The 21146-nt window shown below is 68.9% G+C and carries 15 protein-coding genes and 1 tRNA gene; 5 read left to right on the top strand and 11 right to left on the bottom strand.

Annotated features, from left to right (window positions below):
* Positions 1-102: 102 nt before the first annotated feature.
* Both NYP18_RS03360 and NYP18_RS03355 read right to left on the bottom strand, forming a co-directional pair.
* Positions 103-179, bottom strand: a tRNA-Met gene (locus tag NYP18_RS03360).
* A 114-nt stretch (positions 180-293) separates the two neighbouring features.
* The gene (locus NYP18_RS03355; RefSeq protein WP_259426737.1) at positions 294-3260 is read right to left on the bottom strand and encodes a UPF0182 family protein; all 2967 of its coding nucleotides are present in this window, start codon (positions 3258-3260) and stop codon (positions 294-296) included.
* A gap of 94 nt (positions 3261-3354) precedes the next feature.
* Between NYP18_RS03355 and NYP18_RS03350 the strand changes: the two genes are divergently transcribed.
* Both NYP18_RS03350 and NYP18_RS03345 read left to right on the top strand, forming a co-directional pair.
* Positions 3355-3882 carry a PPA1309 family protein gene (locus tag NYP18_RS03350; RefSeq protein WP_259426736.1) on the top strand — a complete coding sequence of 176 codons (528 nt, stop codon included), beginning with the start codon at positions 3355-3357 and terminating at the stop codon, positions 3880-3882.
* A 39-nt stretch (positions 3883-3921) separates the two neighbouring features.
* Positions 3922-4551 (top strand): hypothetical protein, encoded by a 630-nt coding sequence (locus NYP18_RS03345; protein WP_259426735.1) that lies wholly within the window; start codon positions 3922-3924, stop codon positions 4549-4551.
* Here the strand turns inward: NYP18_RS03345 and NYP18_RS03340 are convergent.
* A complete protein-coding gene (locus tag NYP18_RS03340) occupies positions 4548-5627 on the bottom strand; it encodes a YlbL family protein (protein ID WP_259426734.1) in 1080 nt (359 codons plus the stop codon). The genes NYP18_RS03345 and NYP18_RS03340 overlap by 4 nt on opposite strands.
* Positions 5628-5709: 82 nt before the next feature.
* On the opposite strand from NYP18_RS03340, the gene NYP18_RS03335 reads away from it, so the two are divergent.
* Positions 5710-7098, top strand: a complete 1389-nt coding sequence (locus tag NYP18_RS03335) for a zinc-dependent metalloprotease (RefSeq protein ID WP_259426733.1) — start codon at positions 5710-5712, stop codon at positions 7096-7098.
* A gap of 57 nt (positions 7099-7155) precedes the next feature.
* The gene (locus NYP18_RS03330) at positions 7156-7899 is read left to right on the top strand and encodes an MBL fold metallo-hydrolase (RefSeq protein WP_259426732.1); all 744 of its coding nucleotides are present in this window, start codon (positions 7156-7158) and stop codon (positions 7897-7899) included.
* 3 nt (positions 7900-7902) lie between these two features.
* On the opposite strand, the gene NYP18_RS03325 is transcribed toward NYP18_RS03330, so the two are convergent.
* A complete protein-coding gene (locus NYP18_RS03325) occupies positions 7903-8397 on the bottom strand; it encodes a M48 metallopeptidase family protein (RefSeq protein WP_259426731.1) in 495 nt (164 codons plus the stop codon).
* Positions 8398-8444: 47 nt separating this feature from the next.
* Here NYP18_RS03325 and NYP18_RS03320 point away from each other — a divergent pair, with 47 nt between their 5' ends.
* Positions 8445-9269 carry a hypothetical protein gene (locus NYP18_RS03320; RefSeq protein WP_259426730.1) on the top strand — a complete coding sequence of 275 codons (825 nt, stop codon included), beginning with the start codon at positions 8445-8447 and terminating at the stop codon, positions 9267-9269.
* 4 nt (positions 9270-9273) lie between these two features.
* Here the strand turns inward: NYP18_RS03320 and NYP18_RS03315 are convergent, their stop codons facing one another.
* The 7 genes from NYP18_RS03315 to NYP18_RS03285 are packed head-to-tail and all read right to left on the bottom strand — an operon-like array spanning position 9274 to position 21073.
* Positions 9274-11319 (bottom strand): ATP-dependent DNA helicase UvrD2, encoded by a 2046-nt coding sequence (locus tag NYP18_RS03315; protein ID WP_369415237.1) that lies wholly within the window; start codon positions 11317-11319, stop codon positions 9274-9276.
* Positions 11316-12059 (bottom strand): NAD(+) diphosphatase, encoded by a 744-nt coding sequence (locus NYP18_RS03310; protein WP_259426728.1) that lies wholly within the window; start codon positions 12057-12059, stop codon positions 11316-11318. The genes NYP18_RS03315 and NYP18_RS03310 overlap by 4 nt, the downstream gene beginning before the upstream one ends.
* The gene (locus NYP18_RS03305; RefSeq protein ID WP_259426727.1) at positions 12059-13135 is read right to left on the bottom strand and encodes a potassium channel family protein; all 1077 of its coding nucleotides are present in this window, start codon (positions 13133-13135) and stop codon (positions 12059-12061) included. The genes NYP18_RS03310 and NYP18_RS03305 overlap by 1 nt, the downstream gene beginning before the upstream one ends.
* 48 nt (positions 13136-13183) lie before the next feature.
* A complete protein-coding gene (locus NYP18_RS03300; RefSeq protein WP_259426726.1) occupies positions 13184-16357 on the bottom strand; it encodes an ATP-dependent helicase in 3174 nt (1057 codons plus the stop codon).
* Complete coding sequence (locus tag NYP18_RS03295) at positions 16350-19400, bottom strand: ATP-dependent DNA helicase (RefSeq protein WP_259426725.1); 3051 nt, start codon at positions 19398-19400, stop codon at positions 16350-16352. Before NYP18_RS03295 ends, NYP18_RS03300 begins: the two co-directional genes overlap by 8 nt.
* Before the next feature lie 2 nt (positions 19401-19402).
* Positions 19403-20161 carry a TIGR02569 family protein gene (locus NYP18_RS03290; protein WP_259426773.1) on the bottom strand — a complete coding sequence of 253 codons (759 nt, stop codon included), beginning with the start codon at positions 20159-20161 and terminating at the stop codon, positions 19403-19405.
* 36 nt (positions 20162-20197) lie between these two features.
* Complete coding sequence (locus NYP18_RS03285; protein WP_259426772.1) at positions 20198-21073, bottom strand: DUF3152 domain-containing protein; 876 nt, start codon at positions 21071-21073, stop codon at positions 20198-20200.
* Between the last annotated feature and the right edge of the window lie 73 nt (positions 21074-21146).

The following is a 21146-nucleotide window of genomic DNA, read 5'->3' as shown; positions in this document are numbered from 1 at the left end:
ATCACCTGAAAAGCACGAGCGTTGCAACGACCCTCAGAATCCGCCCCACTTCCGGACACGACGAAGCCCCCTGGACCATAAGGTCCAGGGGGCTGTCGGAATTGGTAGCGGGGGCAGGATTCGAACCTACGACCTCTGGGTTATGAGCCCAGCGAGCTACCGAGCTGCTCCACCCCGCGTCGGGTGATATTCACTTCACCGTGCAACTCCGCAACCTTCCGGCCGCTTTGCTGCAGATGTTGAACTATACCCAGAGCCGGGAGATTCTTGCAAATCTCCCGGCCAACCAGGGTTTAGTTCCCCTCGTTGAGTGTCTGGTACTCCTCGACCGCGCGGTCGAGTTCGTCCAGTGCCCGGCCGTAGTCCTCGAAGGAACCGGAGCGTGCGCCTTCGACGCTGCGCAGTGCCTCGTTGATGCGCTCGATGGCCTCACCCTCGGTGCCGGCGGCGGTGGCCGGCTGGTCCGTGGTGGTCTCTTCCTCGGCCGCCTCCTCACCTTCCGGCTCAGGCACGGTCGGGGTCTCGGCGCCGGCGATGTCCTGGGCGGCGCGCGGGTCGATGCCGACCTGTGCCAGTGCCTCAGAGATCGTCGGGGCGTAGCCGACGCGTCCCTTGTAGGACACCAGGACACGCAGGAGCTTCGGGAAGGCCGATTCCTGGTTCTTGCGCTGCGAGTAGATCGGCTCGGCGTAGAGGATCTCACCGCCACCCACCGGCAGGGTGAGCAGGTTGCCGTTGTGCAGCTCGTTGGTGCCTTCCCACAGGGTGCGGTCGCGGGCGACCTGGTCGGAGGACATCAGGGCGTCCTGCGCCTGCTTCGGGCCCTGGGTCTGGGTGTTGGTGGGCAGGACACGGACGGTGATCTTGCCGTAGGTCTCCGGGTCTGAGCTGACGGCCATGTGCGCGGAGAGGAACTGTCGGTTCAGGCCACGGAACGGGGTGATCAGCTGGAAGCTGGATTCCTCGGTCTCCGGATCAGCCGCGACGACGTAGTAGGGCGGCTGGTTGAGGGCGTCCCGGCCCTCAGGGGCAGTCGGATCCTCAGAAACGGACCAGAAGGCGTCGTTAGTGAAGAAGACGCCCGGGTCAGAGACGTGGTAGCGGGCGAGCAGGTCACGCTGGACCTTGAACAGATCCTCGGGGTAGCGCAGGTGCTGGCGGAGCTCGTCGGAGATCTCGCTCTCCGGATTCACGGTGTCCGGGAAGATGCCCTGCCAGACCTTGAGCACCGGGTCCTCGGTGTCGAACTCGTAGAGCTCGACGGTGCCGTCGTAGGCATCGACGGTGGCCTTGACGGAGTTGCGGATGTAGCCGACGTTGTCGGTGATCAGTCGCTGGCTGGTGCCGTCGGGGTTGAGGGCGTCGACGGTGGTCTCGGTCAGCGAGGTCTGCTCGGTGTAGGGCAGGGCGTTGAGGGTGGTGTAGCCGTCGACGATCCACTTGACGCGGCCGTCGACGACGGCCGGGTAGGTCTTGGAGTCGGTGGTCAGCCAGGGGGCGACCTTCTCCACGCGGGCACGCGGGTCACGCTCGAAGAGGATCCTCGAGTCACCGTGGACACGGTCGGAGAGAATGAGGTTCATCTCCTGGTAGCGCAGCGCGAAGGCGGCACGGTTGAACATGTTGCCGATGTCGACGCCGCCGGAACCGTCGTAGGTGTAGAAGGAGTTGTCGGTGTCGTACTCGACCGGGTCGGAGCCGTTGTCACCGACGATGGCGTAGTCGGCACCGTCGGCGGCGTTGGCGATGACCGGGCCGTAGTAGATGCGCGGCTGATCGACCTTGATGCCCAGTTCCTCGGCATCCTCGACAGCCTCACGGGCGGCATTGGTCTGCAGATCGGAGACAGTGAAGACCGGGAAACCACCGCGGGTGGAACCCGCGTCCCGGGCCGCCTCATCGACGGTGTTGGCCTGCGCGGCGATGAAGCCGTTGCCGTGCGTGTAGACGGTGTGGCGGTTGATCCAGTCGCGCTGGTTCTCACTCAGGGCGTTCGGGTCGAGTTCACGGGCCGCGACGACGAAGTCGCGCAGCTCACCGTCCACCTCATAACGGTCGACGGCGAGGGTCTCCGGGAAGCCGTAGAAGTTACGCAGCTGCTGCATCTGGGTGAACGTGGGAGCGAGGACCTCCGGGTCCAGCAGGCGGATGTTGGAGATGGTGGCCTCATCGGCGGCGACCTCGTCGTCGGAGGCGCCCTCCGCACCCCAGTTGCGCAGGTAGCTGACCTCCGAGTCGGTCAGACCATAGGCGTGGCGGGTGGCCTCGATGTTGCGGGAGATGTACTCCGATTCCTTGGCCACACGGTTGGGCTGGACGGAGAAGCGCTCCATCATCAGCGGCCAGGCCACCCCGATGACGAAGGAGGACAGCAGCATGAGGACGACGGCCAGCGCCGGGATCCGCAGGTCCTTGAGCACGATGGCGGAGAAGAAGGCCACGGCGACGAAGACGGCGATGATCATGAGGATGATCTTGGCGGGCAGGACAGCGTGGATGTCGGTGTAGCTGGCACCGGTGAAGGTGTCCTGGCTGGAGTAGAGCAGGGTGTAGCGGTCCAGGAAGTAGGAGGCGACCTGCAGCAGCATCCACAGGCCACCGGTCACGGCGAGCTGGACACGGGCCCCGCGGGAGATGTGTCCCTTGATCCCCATGGCCTGGTTGCCGATCCGGATGCTGCCCAGCAGGTAGTGGCCGATCAGGGCGATGACGAAGGCCACGATCAGGAGCATGGAGAAGGTGTCCACGACCATCCGCAGCATCGGCAGGGTGAAAGCGTAGAAGCCGAGGTCGTTACCGAAGTGGGCGTCGTCGACGCCGAAGGATTCGCCGTTGATGAACATCATCACGGTGCGCCAGGTGCCCTGGCCGATGAAGCCGGCGAAGATGCCCACGACGACGGGGATGCCGATGAGGATGCCGCGGACAGATTTGTCCAGGGCCTGGCGGTACTGATGGACCGGTGAGTTGAGGTCCATGTGTTCGAGACTGTCCGGGCGGTTGCGCCAGGTGAAGAAGCCCGCGAGCCATACGACGAAGCCCGCGACGAGCGCGAACACGAAGAAGAGGGCGATGCGGACGAGCAGCACCTTGGTGAATACGCCCCGGAAGTCGACTTCACCGAACCAGAGCCAGTCGGTGTAGAAACCGATCGCCAGGGGAGCCAGAATGAACAGTGCGGCGATGATGCCGATGATCCAGCTCAGTACCCTGGGTGGTCTGTTTACGGATGGGGAGGGTTGTGAGAGGCCGGTGGCCAAATCCTTCTCCTAAGCAATGAGGTCTAGTTTTCTGCCGGTGTACTGTCCTTAGCCTAGAGAAGTACACCTCTGCGTTTCCAACGAAGGATTGACCATGACAGTTCCCGAGACCACCCCGCAGGCACTCAACCAGGCGATGCTGGAGGCGGTGGAGTTCGTCCACGCCGAGGGCTGGGATGCCGCCCCGACACTGTTTGCGCTGGTCCCGACGCGACTGCTCGCCGATCAGCTGTCAGATCCGGATGAGGCCGCGCCGTTGACGCTGGTGGTCCAGGACCTGCCGGAACACATCCTCCCGGGTTCAGAGGAACTCGGTGACTACATGTCGCGCCTGGCCTGGCCCGAGGAGATCGCGGGCGTCGTCCTCGCCCAGGAGATCATGTTCCGGGACGCCGCGCTCGGCGACGCCCCGGCCCGCCCCGCCCGACTCTTCTCCGGGGTGCTGCGCGCCGAGGACGTCGAACTGACGCTGCTCCAGCTGCGCCCCACCGAGGAGGAGCTGGCCGAGGCCGGCCCGTTTGCCGAGGACAAGATCGAGCTGCGCGGCGGCCCGGAAGTCGCCCCCGGGGTGCTCCAGGCACTGCGTTACGGACTTGAGCAGGACCCGGAGCACCTCGACTAGACTGTCCTGGACCATCACTTCCAAGGAGCCTGTGCCCCCGTGCGATTCCCACGCCCTGCCCGCCTGACCGCCGCATCCGCAGCGGTTCTGCTCAGCGTCGGCCTGACGGCGTGTACCTCCGGGGATCAGCCGGAGCCGGCCACCAGTTCGCCGGCCCCCTCCCCTACCGCCGCCTCAACGACGACCACCACACCGGTCGAGACATCGGAGGCGACGGAGACCACGGCGACGTCGACAAGCAGGGCGGGGCTGCCCGAGGACGTCGCCGAGGTGCAGGAGATCTTCTCCTCCATGGCGCCGGCGAGCCTGTTCGAGGAGTTCGACTCCTGTAACGCCAGCGGACTGGACAACGCCTGGGAGTGCTCGGGTCGGGAGGTGGGGCAGTTCCAGTTCTTCGAGTCGATGTCGAAGGCGGCGTCGACGACCCAGCTGATCACCGAACTCCGCAGCTCACGGGTGGTGGAGGACACCGGCCGCAAGGTCGTCGGCTGGTCGACGCTGGGCACCACCGCCGTGATCACCGTCGTGGACAACGACAAGGGTCTGGTCATGCAGCAGATGGTCTCCTCGGATCGGGTGGACCCGGAGGAGAAGATCTACGAACTCGGCCTTGCGGAGCCGCCCGCGGTCGAGGAGGAACCCGAGGAGACCGCAGACCCCGAGAACTAGGAGCAGGTCTCGACGTCGCGGCCGGCCCCGAAGTCGGCCATCGCGGTGATCGCCTCGTCCAGGGTGGCGACCTTCGCCACGACCATGTCGTTGTCACCGCCGAGCCCGCTGACCGCCTCGGCGCAGTTGGGGGCGGGCGCGAGGAAAAGCTCCACCCCGTCAGCGGCGGCGGCCCGGACCTTGTGCTCGATGCCGCCGATGGAACCGACGGCGCCGTCCTCGGAGATGGTGCCGGTGCCGGCGACCTTCCGCCCGGCATTGAGCTCACCCGGCGAGAGCTTGTCGATCACCGCGAGTGAGAAGACCATGCCCGCACTCGGTCCCCCGATGTCCTGCAGGTTGAAGTTCACGTCCACCCCGTCGGTGGGTTGCGATCCCATGAGCACACCGAGCATGGCCATCTGCTCGTTCTGCGGGTTGGCCCCCAGTTCGATCTCCTCACTGACCTGCGCCCCACTGCGCAGCAGCTCCAGGGTGACCGGCTCGCCGGGTTCCTTCGCACGCACGATCTCCTGCACCTGGCCGGGCTGGTCCACCGTCTGCCCGTCGACGGCGACGATGACGTCCTCCGCCTCGATGCGCCCGGCGGCCGCGGTGTCGGGCAGCACATCGACGACCGTGATCTCCACCGGACGGCCGAGGTGGTTCATCGCGGCCACCGTCGCCGCGGCCTCGGAGGAGGTGAAGGCCTGCCGGTTGGCCTGCTCGATCTGCTCCGGGCTCATGTTCGGCGGGAAGACCTGCTCGACGGGGACGAGCGTGTCGTCGGTGGTCAACCACCGGCTGAGTGCCTGGGCGAGGGTCATGTTGGAACGCACTGACACGGTGGTCATGCGCAGCTCGCCGGTGGTGTCGTCGACGGGGGCACCGTCGATCTCGACGACCGGAATGCCCTCGACGGCGCCGAGGGTGTCGAACATCGGGCCCGGTCCTTCCGCCGCATAGGGCACGGTCAGGGAGATGTCCGTGCCGGGGATCCGGTCCATGGACACCAGGGCGGTGAGCAGGAGGACGGGGACGGCCCCCCAGACGAGGGTCCGGATTCGACGGCTGGCACGGGTCGGCGTTGCATTCACGGTGAATCAGGGTACCTGTGTTCGCTGTCAGCGTTGCCCACCTCATGGCTTGTGGCGCATGCCGCCCGGTAGATTGGGAGCCATGAATACAGGCGGATTCGGCTTCTCCTTCGGACCAGGCGACGATGACGACGACGACAAGTCGCGTCGCGACCAGAATCCCTTCGGCCCGTTCAGCTTCGGCGGGGCGGACGGATCGGGCGGGCTGGGCGACATGCTCAGTCAGTTCGGTCAGATGCTCTCCGGCATGGGTTCCTCGATGAACTCCCCCGAGGGCCAGGGGCCCGTGAACTACGCGCTGGCGGAGCGCATCGCCCGCCAGCAGATCGGACAGGTCTCGGCTGTCCGCGCGCAGGAGACCTCCGCGGTCGAGGAGGCCGTGCGACTGGCGGACCTGTGGCTGGACGGGAGTACCGAGCTGCCGACCTCCGGGGGTCGGGTCGTGGCGTGGAACCCCGAGGACTGGCTGGCCGAGACGTTGCCCATGTGGAAGCGTCTGGTCACACCGGTGGCCGAGCACATGAACGACGCCCAGCTCGCCTCCCTGCCGGAGGAGGCCCGGGAGATGGTCGGCCCGATGATGCAGATGATGAACCAGATGTCCGGCATGAACTTCGGCATGCAGCTGGGCAACGCCCTCGGTGACCTGGCGAAGCAGGCCCTGACCGGTTCCGATTTCGGCCTGCCGGTGGCGCCGACGGATGTCACCGCCCTGCTGCCGACCAACATCACGGCAGCCGGGGGCGAGCTCGATGTCCCGGGCCAGGAGCTGATGGTCTACATCGCCGCCCGCGAATCCGCCCGCCAGCGTCTCTACCACCACGTGCCGTGGCTGGTGGAGCAGCTGGTCTCCTCCGTGGAGGAGTATGCCGCCGGGCTGGTCATCGACACCTCCCATATTGAGGAGGCCACCCGGGAGCTCAACCTGGAGTCCGGTGACCCGGCGGCCATCCAGGACGCGATGCAGCGTCTGCAGGGCATGGACCTCTCCCCGCGGATCAGCTCCCGTAACGCCCAGGCCGTCTCCCGTCTGGAGACCCTGCTCGCCCTCGTCGAGGGTTGGGTGGAGTATGTGGTCACCCAGGCCATGGGTGAGCGCATCCCCTCCACCGGCGCGATGACCGAGGCGTGGCGACGCCGCCGTGCCACCGGGGGTTCCGCCGAGCAGGCCTTCGCCAAGATCGTCGGCATCGAACTGGCCGCCCCGAAGGTCGCCGAAGCCGCGGAGCTGTGGCGTCGCGTGGATGTCGCCGTCGGCCAGCAGCGCCGCGACAGCGTGTGGGAACACCCTGACCTGCTGCCTTCCGCCGAACATCTGGACAACTCCGCCGACTTCATCGACGGTCTTCTCGGCGAAGACGACATGGATGACTTCAACCGGGAGTTCGCCAAGCTCGAGGAGATGCTGCGCGAGCAGGACGACAGCGGCACCGACGACGAGGACGACAGCGGCACCGACGCCGGAAAATAACCTCTGCGCCCCCGGCCACGGGTACCATGGCGGACACACCGAATCCCGGAGGTCACCATGTTATTCCCCGATGTGGCCGAGGGCGTGCACCTGATCCAGCACGCCAACGTCAACTGTTGGCTCCTGGAGGACGACGACGGTCTCACCCTCGTCGACGCCGGCCTGCCCGGCACCTGGCGGGAGCTGGTGGACGCAGTCAACCACCTGGGCCACCAGCTGACGAACATCCGCGCCCTGGTGCTCACCCACGCCCATTTCGACCACGTGGGCATGGCCCGCCGCCTGATCCGAGAACTGGGCCTGCCGGTCCATGCGCATCCTGACGAACGGGAGCTGGCGGCCCACCCCTTCCGGTACGACCACGAGAACAGGATCGCACCTTACCCGCTGCGCCACCCCCGCGCCCTCCCCGGCCTGCTGTCCATGCTCCTCGCCGGGGCCCCGTTCACCCGGGGCATCCACGAGCTGCAGTCCCTGACCGTGGAGGCCCGCCTTGAGGTGCCGGGCCGGCCCCGGGTGATCGCCACCCCGGGACACACCTACGGTCATGTGGCCCTGCATCTGCCCGAGCGGGATGCCGTCATCTCGGGGGACGCACTGGTCACCCTCGACCCTTACACCGCGTTGCGCGGTCCCAGGCTGGTGGCCGGTGCCGCCACCGCCGATGAAGACCGGGCCTTGGCCTCCCTGGACACGATCGCCGCCACCGGTGCCCGCCACGTCCTGCCCGGGCACGGCAACCCCTGGAGCCGTGGGGCGGGCCGTGCCGTCCAGGCCGCCCGCCGCAACGGCATGGCTTGAGCCCTACCCGCCGAAGCGCTGGTAGGCCTCCAGATAACCTTTGGCCCGCTCGGCCTTCGGCGCCCGGTCAGCGTACTCCCAGAACTCGGGGCCGTGGCCGGGGATGAAGGTGTGCACCAGTTCGTGCAGGAGCACCGCGTCGAGCACGTAGTCGGGGACGTGCTGCAACCGGTCAGTCAGACGGATGTCCCCGGTCGAGGGGGTGCAGGAACCCCAGCGGCTCTGCTGGTTGCCCACCCAGCGGATCGAGCCGACGGTGGCGCGTGAACCGAGGTGTTCGCGGTTTAGTTTTTCGGCCCGGGCCAGCAGATCCTCGTCCGAGGTGGCCTGTGACGTCGTCTTCTTCCGCAGCCTGGCCACAATGTCGGCGACGGCCTTCTCCTCCTCGGCCCGGCTCATCCGGGCGGGGATGCGCACCACGATCCGCCCCTCCACTACGCGGGCCTGCACGGTGCGGTGGCGGCGGGGGGAGCGGATGACCTCTATCTCGGACGGCATGACACGGGATTGTATCTGTGTTCAACTGTCTGCAGGGGGGATGCACCATGTTCGAGTTGGCGGCCGGCGCGCATGTTTTCCTGCGTGGCCACGACGCCCTGCAGTTCGGTCTGGATGCCACGCGTGCGGGCATCATCGAGACCTCCCGTGCGCCGGTGCTCATGGCCACGCTGCTCTCGGCCCGCCGGCCCCGCCCGCGCGATGAGCTTCTCGACGGCCTCGTCGCCGCCGGCCTGGGTCGGGAGGCGGCCGCCAGCCTCCTCGACGACCTCATCACCTACCGCATCCTCGTGGCATCCGTGGAGCGGGAGATCATCCTCCTGGGTCGGGGCCTGCTGGCACAGACGCTCACGGAGCTGCTCGCGGGCAAGGGGATCACGGTCCGCTCCCCCATCCGCGGCGAATCCGAGTTCGCCTACCTCGCGGCCACCCGGGTCGGGGTCCCCGTCGTGGTGGTGGACCGGCTCGCCCACTCGAAGGCAATGGCGCCGATGCTCACCCGTTTCGCCCGGACGTGGGTGAGCTGCTCGGTGATCGACCACCGGGGAGTCATCGGCCCCCTGCGTATCGACGCCCACGGCCCCTGCCCCCTGTGCGCCGACCTGCACCGCACCGACGCGGATGTCTTCTGGCACCGGGTGGTCACCCAGCTCCCCGGTGGTCCCGCCCGCCCCGACCCGGCGGTGCTGGCGGCCACCGCCGCACAGGCCGCGGTCCTCGTCGCGGAGCTGGTGGGTATTCCTCCCCCACCGGGTCACGCCCCACCTGTGCTCCTGCCCGGCGCGGTGCACACCGTGGACCCCTGGGCCGGGGTGCACCGGGAGACGATGGCGGTGCATCCGCGCTGCCCGGTGTGTTTCACCTACGGCTGAGGGTTCAGCGGAAGGAGGCCAGGACGCCGAGGAGCTGGACGCCGTAGCGTTCGACCTTGACGGGGCCGACGCCGGGAACGTCGAGAAGCTCGGTGCGGCTGCCCGGCAGCGTCTCGGCGAGGGCCATGAGGGTCGCGTCGGAGAAGACGATGTAGGCGGGCACGCCGGCCTCGCGGGCGGCCTCGGCGCGCCAGGCACGCAGCGTCTCGAAGATCTCCCCATCGGCGCCGGAGGGGCAGTCCGCGTGCCTGCCCATGGTCTTCTCGGCGGGAGCGTCCAGTTCCCCGCCGCAGACGCGGCAACGTTTCGGGCGGACCGTGCGGGCGGGCACCTTCTCGATCTCCAGCTCCGGCACGATGCCGTCCAGGAAGCGGGAGCGGGTGCGGGATTTTCGGCCGCCCTCCTGCCGGGCCAGGGACCAGGAGAGGTGGAGGTGTTCGCGGGCGCGGGTGATGCCGACGTAGAACAGTCGGCGTTCCTCCTCGATCTGATGGTCACCGGCCTTGATGGCGTGGCTGATGGGCAGGGTGTTCTCCACGAGTCCGATGAGGAATACAGCGTCCCATTCCAGGCCCTTGGCTGCGTGCAGGCTTGCCAGGGTCACGCCTTCCATGGTGGGCGGGTGCTTCGACTCTGCCCGCTGGCGCAGCGCCCGGAGCACGCCCGTCAGATCCAGGTCCGGGGTGGCGCGGACGAGTTCCTCCACCAGGTCGACCAGGGCGGACAGTGACTGCCAGCGCTCCCTGGCCTGCGCGCCCTCCGGCTCGGTGGGGGTCAGACCGAAGGGGGCCAGGGCGGCCCGGGTGACGGCGACCGGATCATCAGGCAGGTCGGTGCGCTGGGCTACGCGGACCAGTTCGCTGATGGCCTGGCGGATCTCCGCCCGGTTGAAGAAGCCCTCGCCGCCGCGGACCTGGTAGACGATGCCGGCGTCGGCGAGCGCCTGTTCGAAGGCCTGGGACTGGGCTTTGATGCGGTAGAGCACGGCGATCTCACTGGCCGGCACCCCGTGGTCGAGCAGGCTGAGGATCTGGCCGGCGACCTCCCGGGCCTCCGTCGGTTCATCGTCGTAGGCGTTGAAGGTCGGTGCCGGCCCGGGCGGGCGCATGCCCTGCAGTTCCAGGCGGGTGCCGGCGACGCGTCCGGTGGCCCGGCCGATGACGGTGTTGGCTAGGTCGGTGATCTGCGGGGTGGAACGGTAGTCGCGCTGCAGCTTGACCACGGTGGCGTTGTCGTAGGTCCGGGGGAAGTCCAGCAGGAAGTCCGGGGTTGCTCCGGTGAAGGAGTAGATCGTCTGGTTGGCGTCGCCGACGACGGTCAGGTCGTCGCGGTCGCCGAGCCAGGCGTCGAGGACCCGCTGCTGCAGCGGGGTGACGTCCTGGTACTCGTCGACGACGAAGGTGCGGTACTGTTCGCGGAACTCATCGGCCACCCCGGGTGCGTTCTCCAGGGCGGCGGCGACGTGGAGGAGCAGGTCGTCGAAGTCGAGCAGCATCCCCTCGTCGGTGGTCTTGGCCGCCTCGTAGCGGCGGTAGACCTCGGCGACCTTCTCCGCCGGCACCGGCGGGGTGCGGGTGGAGTTGGCCACCCGGGCCGGGTACTGGTCCGGGGTGATCAAGGTGGCCTTGGCCCATTCGATCTCCCCGAGCAGGTCGCGGACGTTTTCGGTGGTGGACTGCACACCCACTCCACGGGCGGCGCGGCCGACGAGCGGAAATTTGTTGTCCACCAGCCGCCAGGGCAGGGAGCCGGCGACCTGGGGCCAGAAATAGGCCAGCTGGCGGCGGGCGGCAGCGTGGAAGGTGCGGGCCTGCACCCCGCCCACCCCCATGATTCCGAGGCGGTGGCGCATCTCCCCGGCGGCGCGGGCCGTGAAGGTCACGGCCAGCACGCGGTTGGGGCTGACGAAGCCCTGGTCGATGAGGTGCGCGATGCGGTAGGTGATGGTACGGGTCTTGCCGGTGCCCGCTCCGGCCAGGATGCACACCGGGCCCCGGGGGGCGGTGGCGGCGACGCGCTGGTCATCATCGAGGTCGTTCAGGTCAATCACAGGGCGTTCCTCCATGCCGTGATCATCGCATGCGCGATCGAACCGGGACGGGCCAGGGGTAGCTGATCCAGCTCCCCGCGGGAGACCCAGCGTGTCTCAATCAGCTCCCCGTCGGTCTCACTGACGGCGTCCTCGTCCTCGGTGACGGAGGTGAAGCCGACCATGAGGGAGCCGGTGACCGCCCACGGTTGGCTGCCCCAGTAGGCCACCTGCGAGACCCGGCGGCCGGTCTCCTCCCGCACCTCCCGGATGAAGGCCTCCTCGAGGTTCTCCCCGGGGTCGACGTAGCCTGCGATGAGGGAGAAGAAGTGTCCGCGGGTGGCGTCACGACCCAGCAGGATGCGTTCCTCGCCCGCGAGTTCCACCAGGCCGATGACCGCCGGGTCCACCCGGGGGAAGATCTGCCGGCCCTCCCCGCCGATGGCCACCACCCCGTCCTCGCTGAAGCTCAGGGGGCTGCCGTCCACAGGATCGTAGAGGAGCTGTCCGCGGTGCCGCAGCAGCGCCACAGCCCGGGACACGAGTCGGTCCTCCCCGAAGTGGCGGGGCTCGACGAGTCTTCCGCCGGCAGCCTCCGCCAGGGCGGCAACAACCTCGCGTTCCACACTCACCGCGGTCAGCTCCGCACTGACGAGGACTGTGTGCACGGCATCAGGGGCCGGCGGGGTGCTGAACAGCAGCAGCTCCCCCGCGGCCGTGACGGGCACCTGTCCGCCCGGAGCGATGGGCAGGTAACTCATCACGGGCGCCTCACCTCCTCCCCGGTGACGCGGCGGATGTACAACAGCCGGTCGCCCGGTTCGACGGTCTCCGCCTCGGGTGAGTCGATGCGGTAGAGCTCACCGGAACGCACCAGTCCGAGCACGATGTCCGCCAGGTGGCGGGGGTTCGCGCCGACCTCGTCCTCGGCGATGGGCCGTTCCGCCACGGAGAAACCCTCGTCAGGGCTGAGCAGGTCCTCCATCATCTCCACGACCGTCGGAGTGACCGTCGCCAGGCCGAGCAGACGGCCGGCGGTCTCCGACGAGATCACCACCGAATCCGCACCCGACTGCTCCAGAAGATGCTGGTTCTCCGATTCCCGGACGCTGGCCACGATCATCGCCGAGGGCGCCAGCTCACGCACCGAGAGAGTGACCAGCACGGCGGTGTCGTCCATGTTGGGGGCGACCACCACGGCGCGCGCCCGGGTGACGCCGGCGATCTTGAGCACGTCCGCCTTGGTGCCGGAACCGTAGACGGTGACCAGGCCCTGGTTCTCGGCCCGGGAGAGCGCTGACTTGTCGGTGTCGACAACCACTATCTGGTTGGGGGACACCCCGTCGGCCAGCAGGGCCGAGACCGCCGAGCGGCCCTTGGTGCCGTAGCCGATGACGATGGTGTGGTTGCGCACGGTCTTCCTCCAACGCTGGATCTGCAGGGTCTTCCGGGAGTTCTCCGTCAGCACCGACAGGGTCGTGCCGACGAGCAGGATGACGAAGCTGATCCGGATCGGGGTGATGATCACGATGTTGATCAGCCTCGCCGACTGGGTCACCGGGGTGATGTCGCCGTAGCCGGTCGTGGACAGCGACACCGCCGAGTAGTAGAAGGCGTCGATGAACGTCAGTTCCTCGCTGTAACCGCCCTTGTCCACGTAGACGATGAAGGCCACGGCGAACAGCAGCAGGAAGGCGTAGAGCACCCGCCGCCCGATCAGCGACCAGGGGCTGGCCGCCACCGCGCCGGGGATGTTGATGATCCCCAGCAGCGCATGGTCAGGAAGCAGGCTCAGCTCCGTGTCACCACGGAACCGCTCCCGGATGCGGTTGCGCATGCCTGACTCCTTCCTGCCGTGACGTACCGCCCTGTCTGGCTTCAGACTCTACTGGCTCGGGGCCGTGGCATGCGTGAGCAGTTCCACGAGTTCATCATGTCCCGGCAGGTCACGCGGCTCAAGCGTCTCGTTCCAGCCGACGTAGTGGAAGGCGGCACGCACGGAGCCCTCCCCGATGATCCGGCTCCACGCCTCCCGGTAGACCGCCAGCTGGATGATCGCCGCGCGGCGGTCCGGCCCGCTCGGGGGCCGGCCGGTCTTCCAGTCGACGATGAGCCAGCCGCCCGGGGTGTCCGGGTCGCGGAAGACCGCATCCATGCGGCCGCGGACCACGGCATCGCCGATGGTGACCTCGAAGGGCTGCTCCACATGCGCCGGGGTGCGGTCGGCCCACGGGCTCTCCAGGAACTTCTCCTTGAGGTGCTCAAGTTCGTGGGCGTCGACGACCTCCTCGTCGATGCCGGGCAGCTGGTCCTCATCCAGCAGGGCAGTCGCGCCGAAGCGGTCCTCCAGCCACTGGTGGAAGGCGGTGCCGCGCTTGGCGTACTGGTTCGGACGGAAGGGCACGGGGCGGCGCTGGCGGCGGGCGAACTGCTCGGGGTCCTGCCGCAGGGCGACCAGGTCGGTGGCGGTGAGTTCGGCGGGCAGGGCCACCTCCACGACCGGGGCGAGCATCGCCTCGTGTTCCGCCATGAGCGCCGTGGTCTCCGCCTCCCAGAACTCATAGGTCTCGCCGGCGCTGGCCTCCGGCAGCCGGATCATTGCCTCCCGGACGAGTTCCGCTCCGGCCAGGGCGTCCGGATCAGGGTGCAGGTCCGGGAAGCTGCCTTCCCGGGGTGACTCCTGCTCCTGCGTCTCGGTGGTCTCAGACTCGTCCTCCCAGGCCACGACCGTATCGGGGGCCAGATCCCGGAGACGTTCAAGGTGCTCATAGGGCCGGGCGCTGGTGGACTGGGCGGAACCGGTCACCAGCAGGACCCGCTCGGTACGGGTGATGGCCACGTAGAACAGCCGGGTGGCCTCTTCGGCCTCGGCGGCGCGGCGGTCGCCGATGTACTCCTCCGCCAGGTCCTGGAATTCCTTCCGGTCATCCGCGGCCAGCGCTCCGAAATCCGGGTCCGGCACCCTGGTGATGTTGCTGAGGAAGGTGGAGGCCTTCGCCGACCAGGTGCCGGAATCGGTGTGCAGGACACAGACCATGTCCCACTCCAGGCCCTTGGCCTTGTGGGAGGTGAGGATCTGCACGCGGTCGCCGCGCTGGGTGACCTCGCCTGCTGCCAGCCCCTTCTCATGGTCTGACGCAAGGCGGAAGTAGTCGAGCAGTCCGCCCAACGCATCACCGGAGTAGCCGGCGACGTGACCGGCCAACCGGTCCAGATGCACGGTCCCGGTGTCACTGCGGCGGGCCAGGACCTCGGTGCGCACACCGAAGACCTGCTCGATGTCCGCAAAGAGGTCCGGTAGCGACTTACCCAGGCTGTGGGTGCGCAGCCGGCGCAGGCGGGAGGACAACCGCTCCAGGCGGCGTACGCCGTCCGGCGAATATCGGGAACGCTCCCCCAGGTCGGCGACAGCGTCCGTGAGCCCGCTGATCTGCTCGGGCGGGTCGGCGGTAAGTTCCGCCAGCTGGGACACCAGCCGTTCGAGGGGTTCTCCGGGGTGCTCGATGCGCTGCCCGTGGCCGGAGAGGTTGCGGGCGCGGCGGGCCAGGGCCACCAGGTCCGCCAGGCCGAGTCCGACCATCGGGCCGGTGAGCACCCGCAGAGCGGCGGTGGTGTCACCCGGCCGGATGAGCATGGTGGCCACCGCGACGATGTCGGCGACCTCGGGTTCGTTGAGCAGCCCGCTCAGCCCCACCACCTCATAGGGGATACCGCGGGCGGCCAGGGCCTCCGCGATGGGGCCGGTGTGTTTGTTCTTGCGCACGAGCACCGCCCCGGAGAAGGTCTCCCCCGCCTCCTGCTTCGCGTGATACTCGGCGGCGAGGCGGTCGGCGACGTAGTTGACCTCGTCGTCCGGGTCCCGCCACCAGCCGAGGGTGACGTCACCGGCGGGGGCGCCGGGGCGGGGGTCGAGGGGAGCGACGGCCCGGTCGGCACCGTGCCCGAGGACCTCGGTGGACACGGCGTTGGCCAGGGTGAGGATCTCCGGGGGGTTGCGCCAGGAGACGGTCAGCTCACGTTTGGGGGCCGGGGCGTCGTCGACGGGGAAATCCTCGACGAAGGCGGTGAGGTTGGCGGCGGTAGCGCCGCGCCAGCCGTAGATCGACTGCATGGGGTCACCGACGGCGGTGACGGTCAGGCCGGGGTCCTCGGCAGCGAAGAGACTGCGCAGCAGGACGCGCTGGGCATGGGAGGTGTCCTGGTACTCGTCCAGCATGATCACCCGGAAGCGGCGCCGCTGTCCGGCGCCGACAGCAGGGTTGTCGCGGGCGAGTGCCGCGGCGACGGACATCTGCTCGTTGAAGGTGACCACGCCACGGTGATCGAGTTCCTCCCGGAGGGCTCCGACCAGGGGCAGGTACTCCAGGCGGGTCTCCTGGGTGTCCAGCCAGCCCTGGACTGTTTTGTTCAGGGCGTCCCTCTGTCCCTTGCCCTTGGGCAGGTCGGCGACGGTGTCCACCAGTGCGCGGGACTCGCTGACGATCTCCTCGGCGGTGATCACCTGGTTGTTCATCTCGTCGACCAGGTCGATGAGGTTCTTCGTCACATTCCCCACGGTCTGCGTGGCGGTCAGCTTCCCGCGGTAGTTCGTCACCACCTCGTGGGCAATGGCGTAGCGCTCGGCATCGGTGATGATCCGCGCGGTGGGTTCGACGGGGACAAGCAGTCCGTATTCGCGGATGAGCTGGCCGGCATAGGAGTCGTAGGTCGACACCGTTGGCGACTGGTTGACCAGCTTGTCCGCCAGCTGACCGCTGGGGTCGAGGTCGCGGACCTTCGGGGTGCCGGCGAGGGTCTGCAGCCGCTGCCGGATACGACGACCGAGTTCCTGGGCGGCCTTACGGGTGAAGGTCAGGCCGAGAATCTGGTCCGGGGTGGCGTAGCCGTTGGCCATGAGCCACACGACGCGGGAGGCCATGGTCTCGGTTTTGCCGGCGCCGGCGCCGGCGACGACGAGCAGCGGGCCGGGAGCGTCGCCGATGATGGCGGACTGCTGGTCCGTGGGTCCGTGCGCCTGCCCGAGCACCCGGGAGAGCAGGAGGGGTGAGATGTCAGACACGGGTGGTGGCCTTTCCTTCGGGCTGGAGCGGACAGATTGTCCGCACTGCGCAGCGTTCGCAGTTGTCGTTTATGCGGGCGGTCAGCGTCGGGCCGGCCAGCTCGGTGACGAGGCCGGGCAGCCGGGCGGCGAAGTCCGCGAGTTCCTCCGGGGAGTGGGCGGTCTGTTCCCGGGTGCTCGCCGTCTTCGTGCTGCTGCCGGGATAGACCAGCACGCCGCCGCCGACGGGCAGGCCCTCCTCCCCCGGTGCGGGGTCGGTGATCCGGTCACCGTCCAGCACGCCGTTGCGCAGGGCGAGCTGGTAGGCGGTGAGCTGGATGTGCCGCTGGGCGGCGTCCTTGCTGGGCACGGTGGTGCCGGTCTTCAGGTCGACAACCCAGTGCTCGCCGGAGGCGTCCTTCTCAAGCCGGTCCATGCGTCCACGGATGCGCACGCCCTCGGCGACCTGGACATCCAGGTCGAGCTCGACGCCGACCTGGGTGTAGGTGCTGCGTGACTGGGCCAGCCACTGGCTGGTGCGGTCGAGCAGGCGTGCCACGGACTCATGTTCGAGGGCGACCCGCCAGGCAGGGTTGTCCTGCAGCTGCCCCCAGGAGGCCAGGGTCAGGTCTTTCGCCTGCTGCGTGTCGACACCGCTTCCCACCGCCTCCAGGTAGGCGTGGACGAGGGTGCCCCGGGTGAGCGCAGCGGGGGTGTCCTCCTCGGTGATCAGCCGCTGGATCACCTCCTGGAGGGGGCAGGCCAGCAGGCCCTCAATGCGGGAGGGTGAGAGTGCCTCGGCCTGCGGCAACTGCTCCATCGTCGACGGCCGGGTGGTGGTCCACCAGTCCCTCGGGTCGGCCCCGGGGACCCCGGCGGCGGCCAGGCGGGCGAGTTGGCGGGCGGCCTGGGTGCGTTCGTCGGCACGCGCGGCCGGGTCGCAGACCACCCGGCGCAGCTCAGCGAGCAGGGAAGGGACCGACAGCAGGCGCACGTGCAGGGGTTCGTAGTCTGCGGCTTCGCCGGCCGGGTCCGCGGAGAAACGCTGGATCTCCAGGTCATGGGTGGTGGCGAACTCCCCCACAAAGCGGGAGGGCTCGGTGGGTTCGTCGGCGTCCGGACAGTACACGGCGGTGACCAGCAGCCGGGTGGTGGCGCGGGTGGCGGCGACGTGGAAGAGGCGGCGCTCCTCCTTCAGCCGGTCGGCGGTGTGGGAGACGATGGCATCGGGGTCGACACCGGCGTCGAGAAGCTCGACGAGCTCCTCCTGGTCGAAGAGTGAACCGGTCTCCCCGAGTGAGGGCCACTCCCCTTCCTGCGCCCCGGCGAGGACGACATACCCCCACTCGGCACCGACGGTGCCGTGGGCGGTGAGCAGGGTGACCGCCTCCGGGGTGGCGGAACGACGGTCACGCACACCGGTGGGCAGCTCCTGCTCGGCGATGTGGGCGATGAAACCGTGGATGGAGCCGGTGGGGCGGCGCTCGGCGTAGTCGCCGGCGGCGTCGAAAAGCGACATCATGGCGTCGAGGTCGCGGTCAGCCTGGGAACCACCGGCGCCACCGCGCAGGGAGGCGGCGAGTAGATGGTCGGACAGGCCCGTGGCGGACCACACCGCCCACAGGACCTCCTCCACGCTGCCCCCCGGCAGGGCCGCGCGGCCGGCACCGAGCACGCCGCAGATGCGGGCGAGGATGGCCTGTTCGCGTTCGGTGAGCAGGCCCCCGAAGTCGGGCATCTCCGCGTCGGGCAGCAGCAGGCTGCGCAGGGTGTCGATGCCGCGGGTGGTGGGGTCGAAACGCCGCAGCCCGCGGATGAGCCGGCGCAGCGTCACCGGGTCGGCGCCGCCCACGGGACCGAGCAGCAGGTCCTCCAGCTCGGCGGGGTTGAGCTCCTCGGTGAGCGCGCGGATGCCCAGCAGCAGGTTGGAGACGATGCGCTGCTCGGTCAGCACCACATCCGTCGGGCTGATGTGCACGGGCACGCCGGCGGCCAGCAGCGCCCGGCGCACCGCAGCCAGCTGGCCGGTGGAACGGACGATGACGGCGATGTCGGACCAGGCCACCCCCTCGAGCAGATGCGCGCGGCGGATCCGGTCGGCGATGAGCGCATTCTGGGTCGGCGGCGAATCGACGACGACCACCTCCCGCTCCGGGTTCCGGCGGGTGGCGGGCAGGACGATCTCGCCGTCGACGGGCAGTCCGGTGAGGAATTTCGGGGAGGCGCCACGGAAGTGGAAGATCGACTGCTGCGGGTCACCGCCCACCACAACCAGCTCCGTGCCGGGAATGAGCCGGCGGACCAGCTCCGCGGAGGTCGGGTCAAGGTGCTGGGCATCGTCGACGATGAGGGTGTGCCAGCGGGAGGCCAGCGGCTTCTCCAGGGCGGCGGCCACCAGCTCGGAAGCCGAGTAACTGGTGTAGCTGGAGGCGGAGGACAAGGCCATGGTCTGCTCATACTCCCGCAGGAACCCCCCGGCGGCGGTCCAGATCGGGCGCCCGTAGCGGTGGCCGAGTTCCTCGAGACGCTCCGGGGACAGTCCGCGTTCGGCGGCACGCAGGAGGAAGTCGCGCAGCTGGCGGGCGAAACCGACGAAGGTGAGCGCCGGGCGGTGTTCAGCCGGCCAGGTGCCGCGGCCCTCCTCCGCGTGGCCGGTGAGCAGTTCGCGGATGACGGCATCCTGCTCGGCACCCGTGATCAGGCGGACCGGTTCCTCGGAGGCGTCGCGCAACAGGGCGAAAGCCAGGGAGTGCACGGACCGTACGAGCGGGGCCTCGGAGGCGAAGTCCGTGCCCGCCAGCCGGCCGGTGATCTCCCGGCGGATGCGCGCCCCGGTCTCCTTGGATGAGGCGACGACGAGGATGCCGGTGGGGTCCTGGCCGGCGTTGATGCGTGTCAGGACCGTGTCGATGAGCAGGCTGGTCACCCCCGAGCCCGCTGGGCCGGTCACCCGCCAGATGCCGGTGCCGGGCAGGTCCGTCCCCCAGCTGCGCTGGGGCAGGTGCATGTCACGGGGGACGAGCCGGACCTCGGGGATCGGTGGAAGAGTGGCCGGAGTGATCATGCCTAGATTGTGTCAGCAACCCGCGACATGAGCAGATCCTCCACCCGCCTGATGTGGGCACGGGCGTTCGAGGAGGAGGCAGGGTGCAGGTCATTGATGTGCCGGCGGTAGGCCACCGCCCGCAGGAGCAGCTGGTCAATGTCGGGCAGATGGCGGAAACGGTCGATGATGCCGTCATCCACCGCCCCGGCGATCAGCCCGTCCACGATGACCAGCGCCGCGGTGTAGCCGTGCGGGCGGGGCGCGGAGAAAGGCACCAGCTCCGTCACCGCGGGCGCCTGCGTGCCGTGGTAGAGCGTGCAGGCCAGCAGGTCGGCATGCCCGACCTGCACGGGGCCGGTGAGCTCCCGGTACTCCGGGGCGGATTCCTCCCAGGCCCGTTGGTCGGCGAGCACGAAGGGGTCGGCCTGCTCCGGTTCCGGTGGCTCCTGTTTGTCTGCCAGGGCATCGGCCAGGCGCAGCGCCACCAGCACGGTCTCATCCACCCGGCGCGAGAGTTCCCCGTCGATCCAGGTGGAGGCCTTCCACCCGGCGACGATGAAACGGCCGTCGGTGGAGCGCACCGGCCGGGCCAGGCGCACCCCGTCGATCTGCAGGGTGCCCCGCAGCTTGGCGGACCAGCCGGCTGCCACGCCGCTGGCGCGGGAGTAGACGACCGGGCCGATCCGCCAGCCGTTGTCCCAGGCATGGCCGGCGGGTTCCGGCACGCCGGATTCGCCCTGGAAGGCACTGACGACGTGGTTGGGGACGGTCTCCTGGATCATGCCCGGACACTCCAGGTGTTCCGGCCGTCCAGGTCAGAGCACCGCGGGCCGCGGGTACGGCCACGGGTTGTACACACAGGTGACGTTCTCATCCGGGTAGACCTCCTCGGGGCTGAAGGAATTCAGCTCCGCGTTGTTGAGGGAGAGGGTCTGCTGCATCATGATCGGCGCGAGCTCACCCTCCCCGCCACAGGCTTCATGGGCGGCGAAGCCCAGCCCGTGGCCGACCTCGTGGTTGACCAGGTACTGGCGGTAGGAACCGAGGTCCCCCTCGAAGGGGGCGGCTCCGCGTACCCAGCGGGACTCGTTGATGATGACCCGGCTCTCCTCGCCGAGGCGGATGTGGCAGCTGGTCTCCATGGCCAGATCCTCCCCGCCGCAGATCTGCCGGGTGGTGCCCACGCTGGTCAGCTGGATGCGCATGTCCGGGTGGTCCTCCGGTCCGACGTGCTCGAAACGGAAGGCCGGGTCATTGATCCACCCTTTGGGGTTGGCCAGCGTGGCGTCGACCATCGCAGCGAGGGCGTCATCGCCGCCCGAGCCAGATGTGTCCACCCCGTCCTCGGCCTCGATGACATAGCGCAAGACCCGTTCGTGACCCTCGCCGGCCGCCAGGCCGGGGGCCCCCACCACCCGGTAGGTACCCGCACCCTGTTCGGCGTAGGGGCCACCGGGCGGCAGCTGGTCGGGGGCCAGATGTTGTTCGGGGTCATCCGCAGGGTCAGGGCCAGGGCGGCCCGTGTTCTGCGGATGGTCGGCCGACTCCGAGGTGACGTTCACCGCACCGGGATCCTGGGCGTCCTGTTGCGCGGGTGCGCTGAACACGTCGATCAGCACCCAGACGGTGATCACGACGAGCACAGGGATGGCATAGGCGCGCCACCCCAGTTCACGGGCGTAGCGGACCATGGGGGTCACGCGGGAACCAGGACTCATGGGGTCTTTCGGTGGAACGGGGTGGGTGGTGGCCGGGCCTGCGCCC

The organism is Corynebacterium lemuris, assembly GCF_024919295.1.
In the GTDB taxonomy this organism is placed as follows: domain Bacteria; phylum Actinomycetota; class Actinomycetes; order Mycobacteriales; family Mycobacteriaceae; genus Corynebacterium; species Corynebacterium lemuris.
The sequence above is the reverse complement of the archived record's forward strand: the minus strand, read 5'-3'. Positions and strand labels throughout refer to the sequence as shown.

What these genes read in the sequence shown, in the direction of transcription:
- NYP18_RS03305 (WP_259426727.1), bottom strand. Translation starts at nt 13,135, where the DNA reads ATGCGCAACCGCATCCGGGAGCGGTTCCGTGGTGACACGGAGCTGAGC.
- NYP18_RS03325 (WP_259426731.1), bottom strand. Translation starts at nt 8,397, where the DNA reads ATGCCGTCCGAGATAGAGGTCATCCGCTCCCCCCGCCGCCACCGCACC.
- NYP18_RS03295 (WP_259426725.1), bottom strand. Translation starts at nt 19,400, where the DNA reads ATGATCACTCCGGCCACTCTTCCACCGATCCCCGAGGTCCGGCTCGTC.
- NYP18_RS03330 (WP_259426732.1), top strand. Translation starts at nt 7,156, where the DNA reads ATGTTATTCCCCGATGTGGCCGAGGGCGTGCACCTGATCCAGCACGCC.
- NYP18_RS03335 (WP_259426733.1), top strand. Translation starts at nt 5,710, where the DNA reads ATGAATACAGGCGGATTCGGCTTCTCCTTCGGACCAGGCGACGATGAC.
- NYP18_RS03320 (WP_259426730.1), top strand. Translation starts at nt 8,445, where the DNA reads ATGTTCGAGTTGGCGGCCGGCGCGCATGTTTTCCTGCGTGGCCACGAC.
- NYP18_RS03350 (WP_259426736.1), top strand. Translation starts at nt 3,355, where the DNA reads ATGACAGTTCCCGAGACCACCCCGCAGGCACTCAACCAGGCGATGCTG.
- NYP18_RS03310 (WP_259426728.1), bottom strand. Translation starts at nt 12,059, where the DNA reads ATGAGTTACCTGCCCATCGCTCCGGGCGGACAGGTGCCCGTCACGGCC.
- NYP18_RS03285 (WP_259426772.1), bottom strand. Translation starts at nt 21,073, where the DNA reads ATGGTCCGCTACGCCCGTGAACTGGGGTGGCGCGCCTATGCCATCCCT.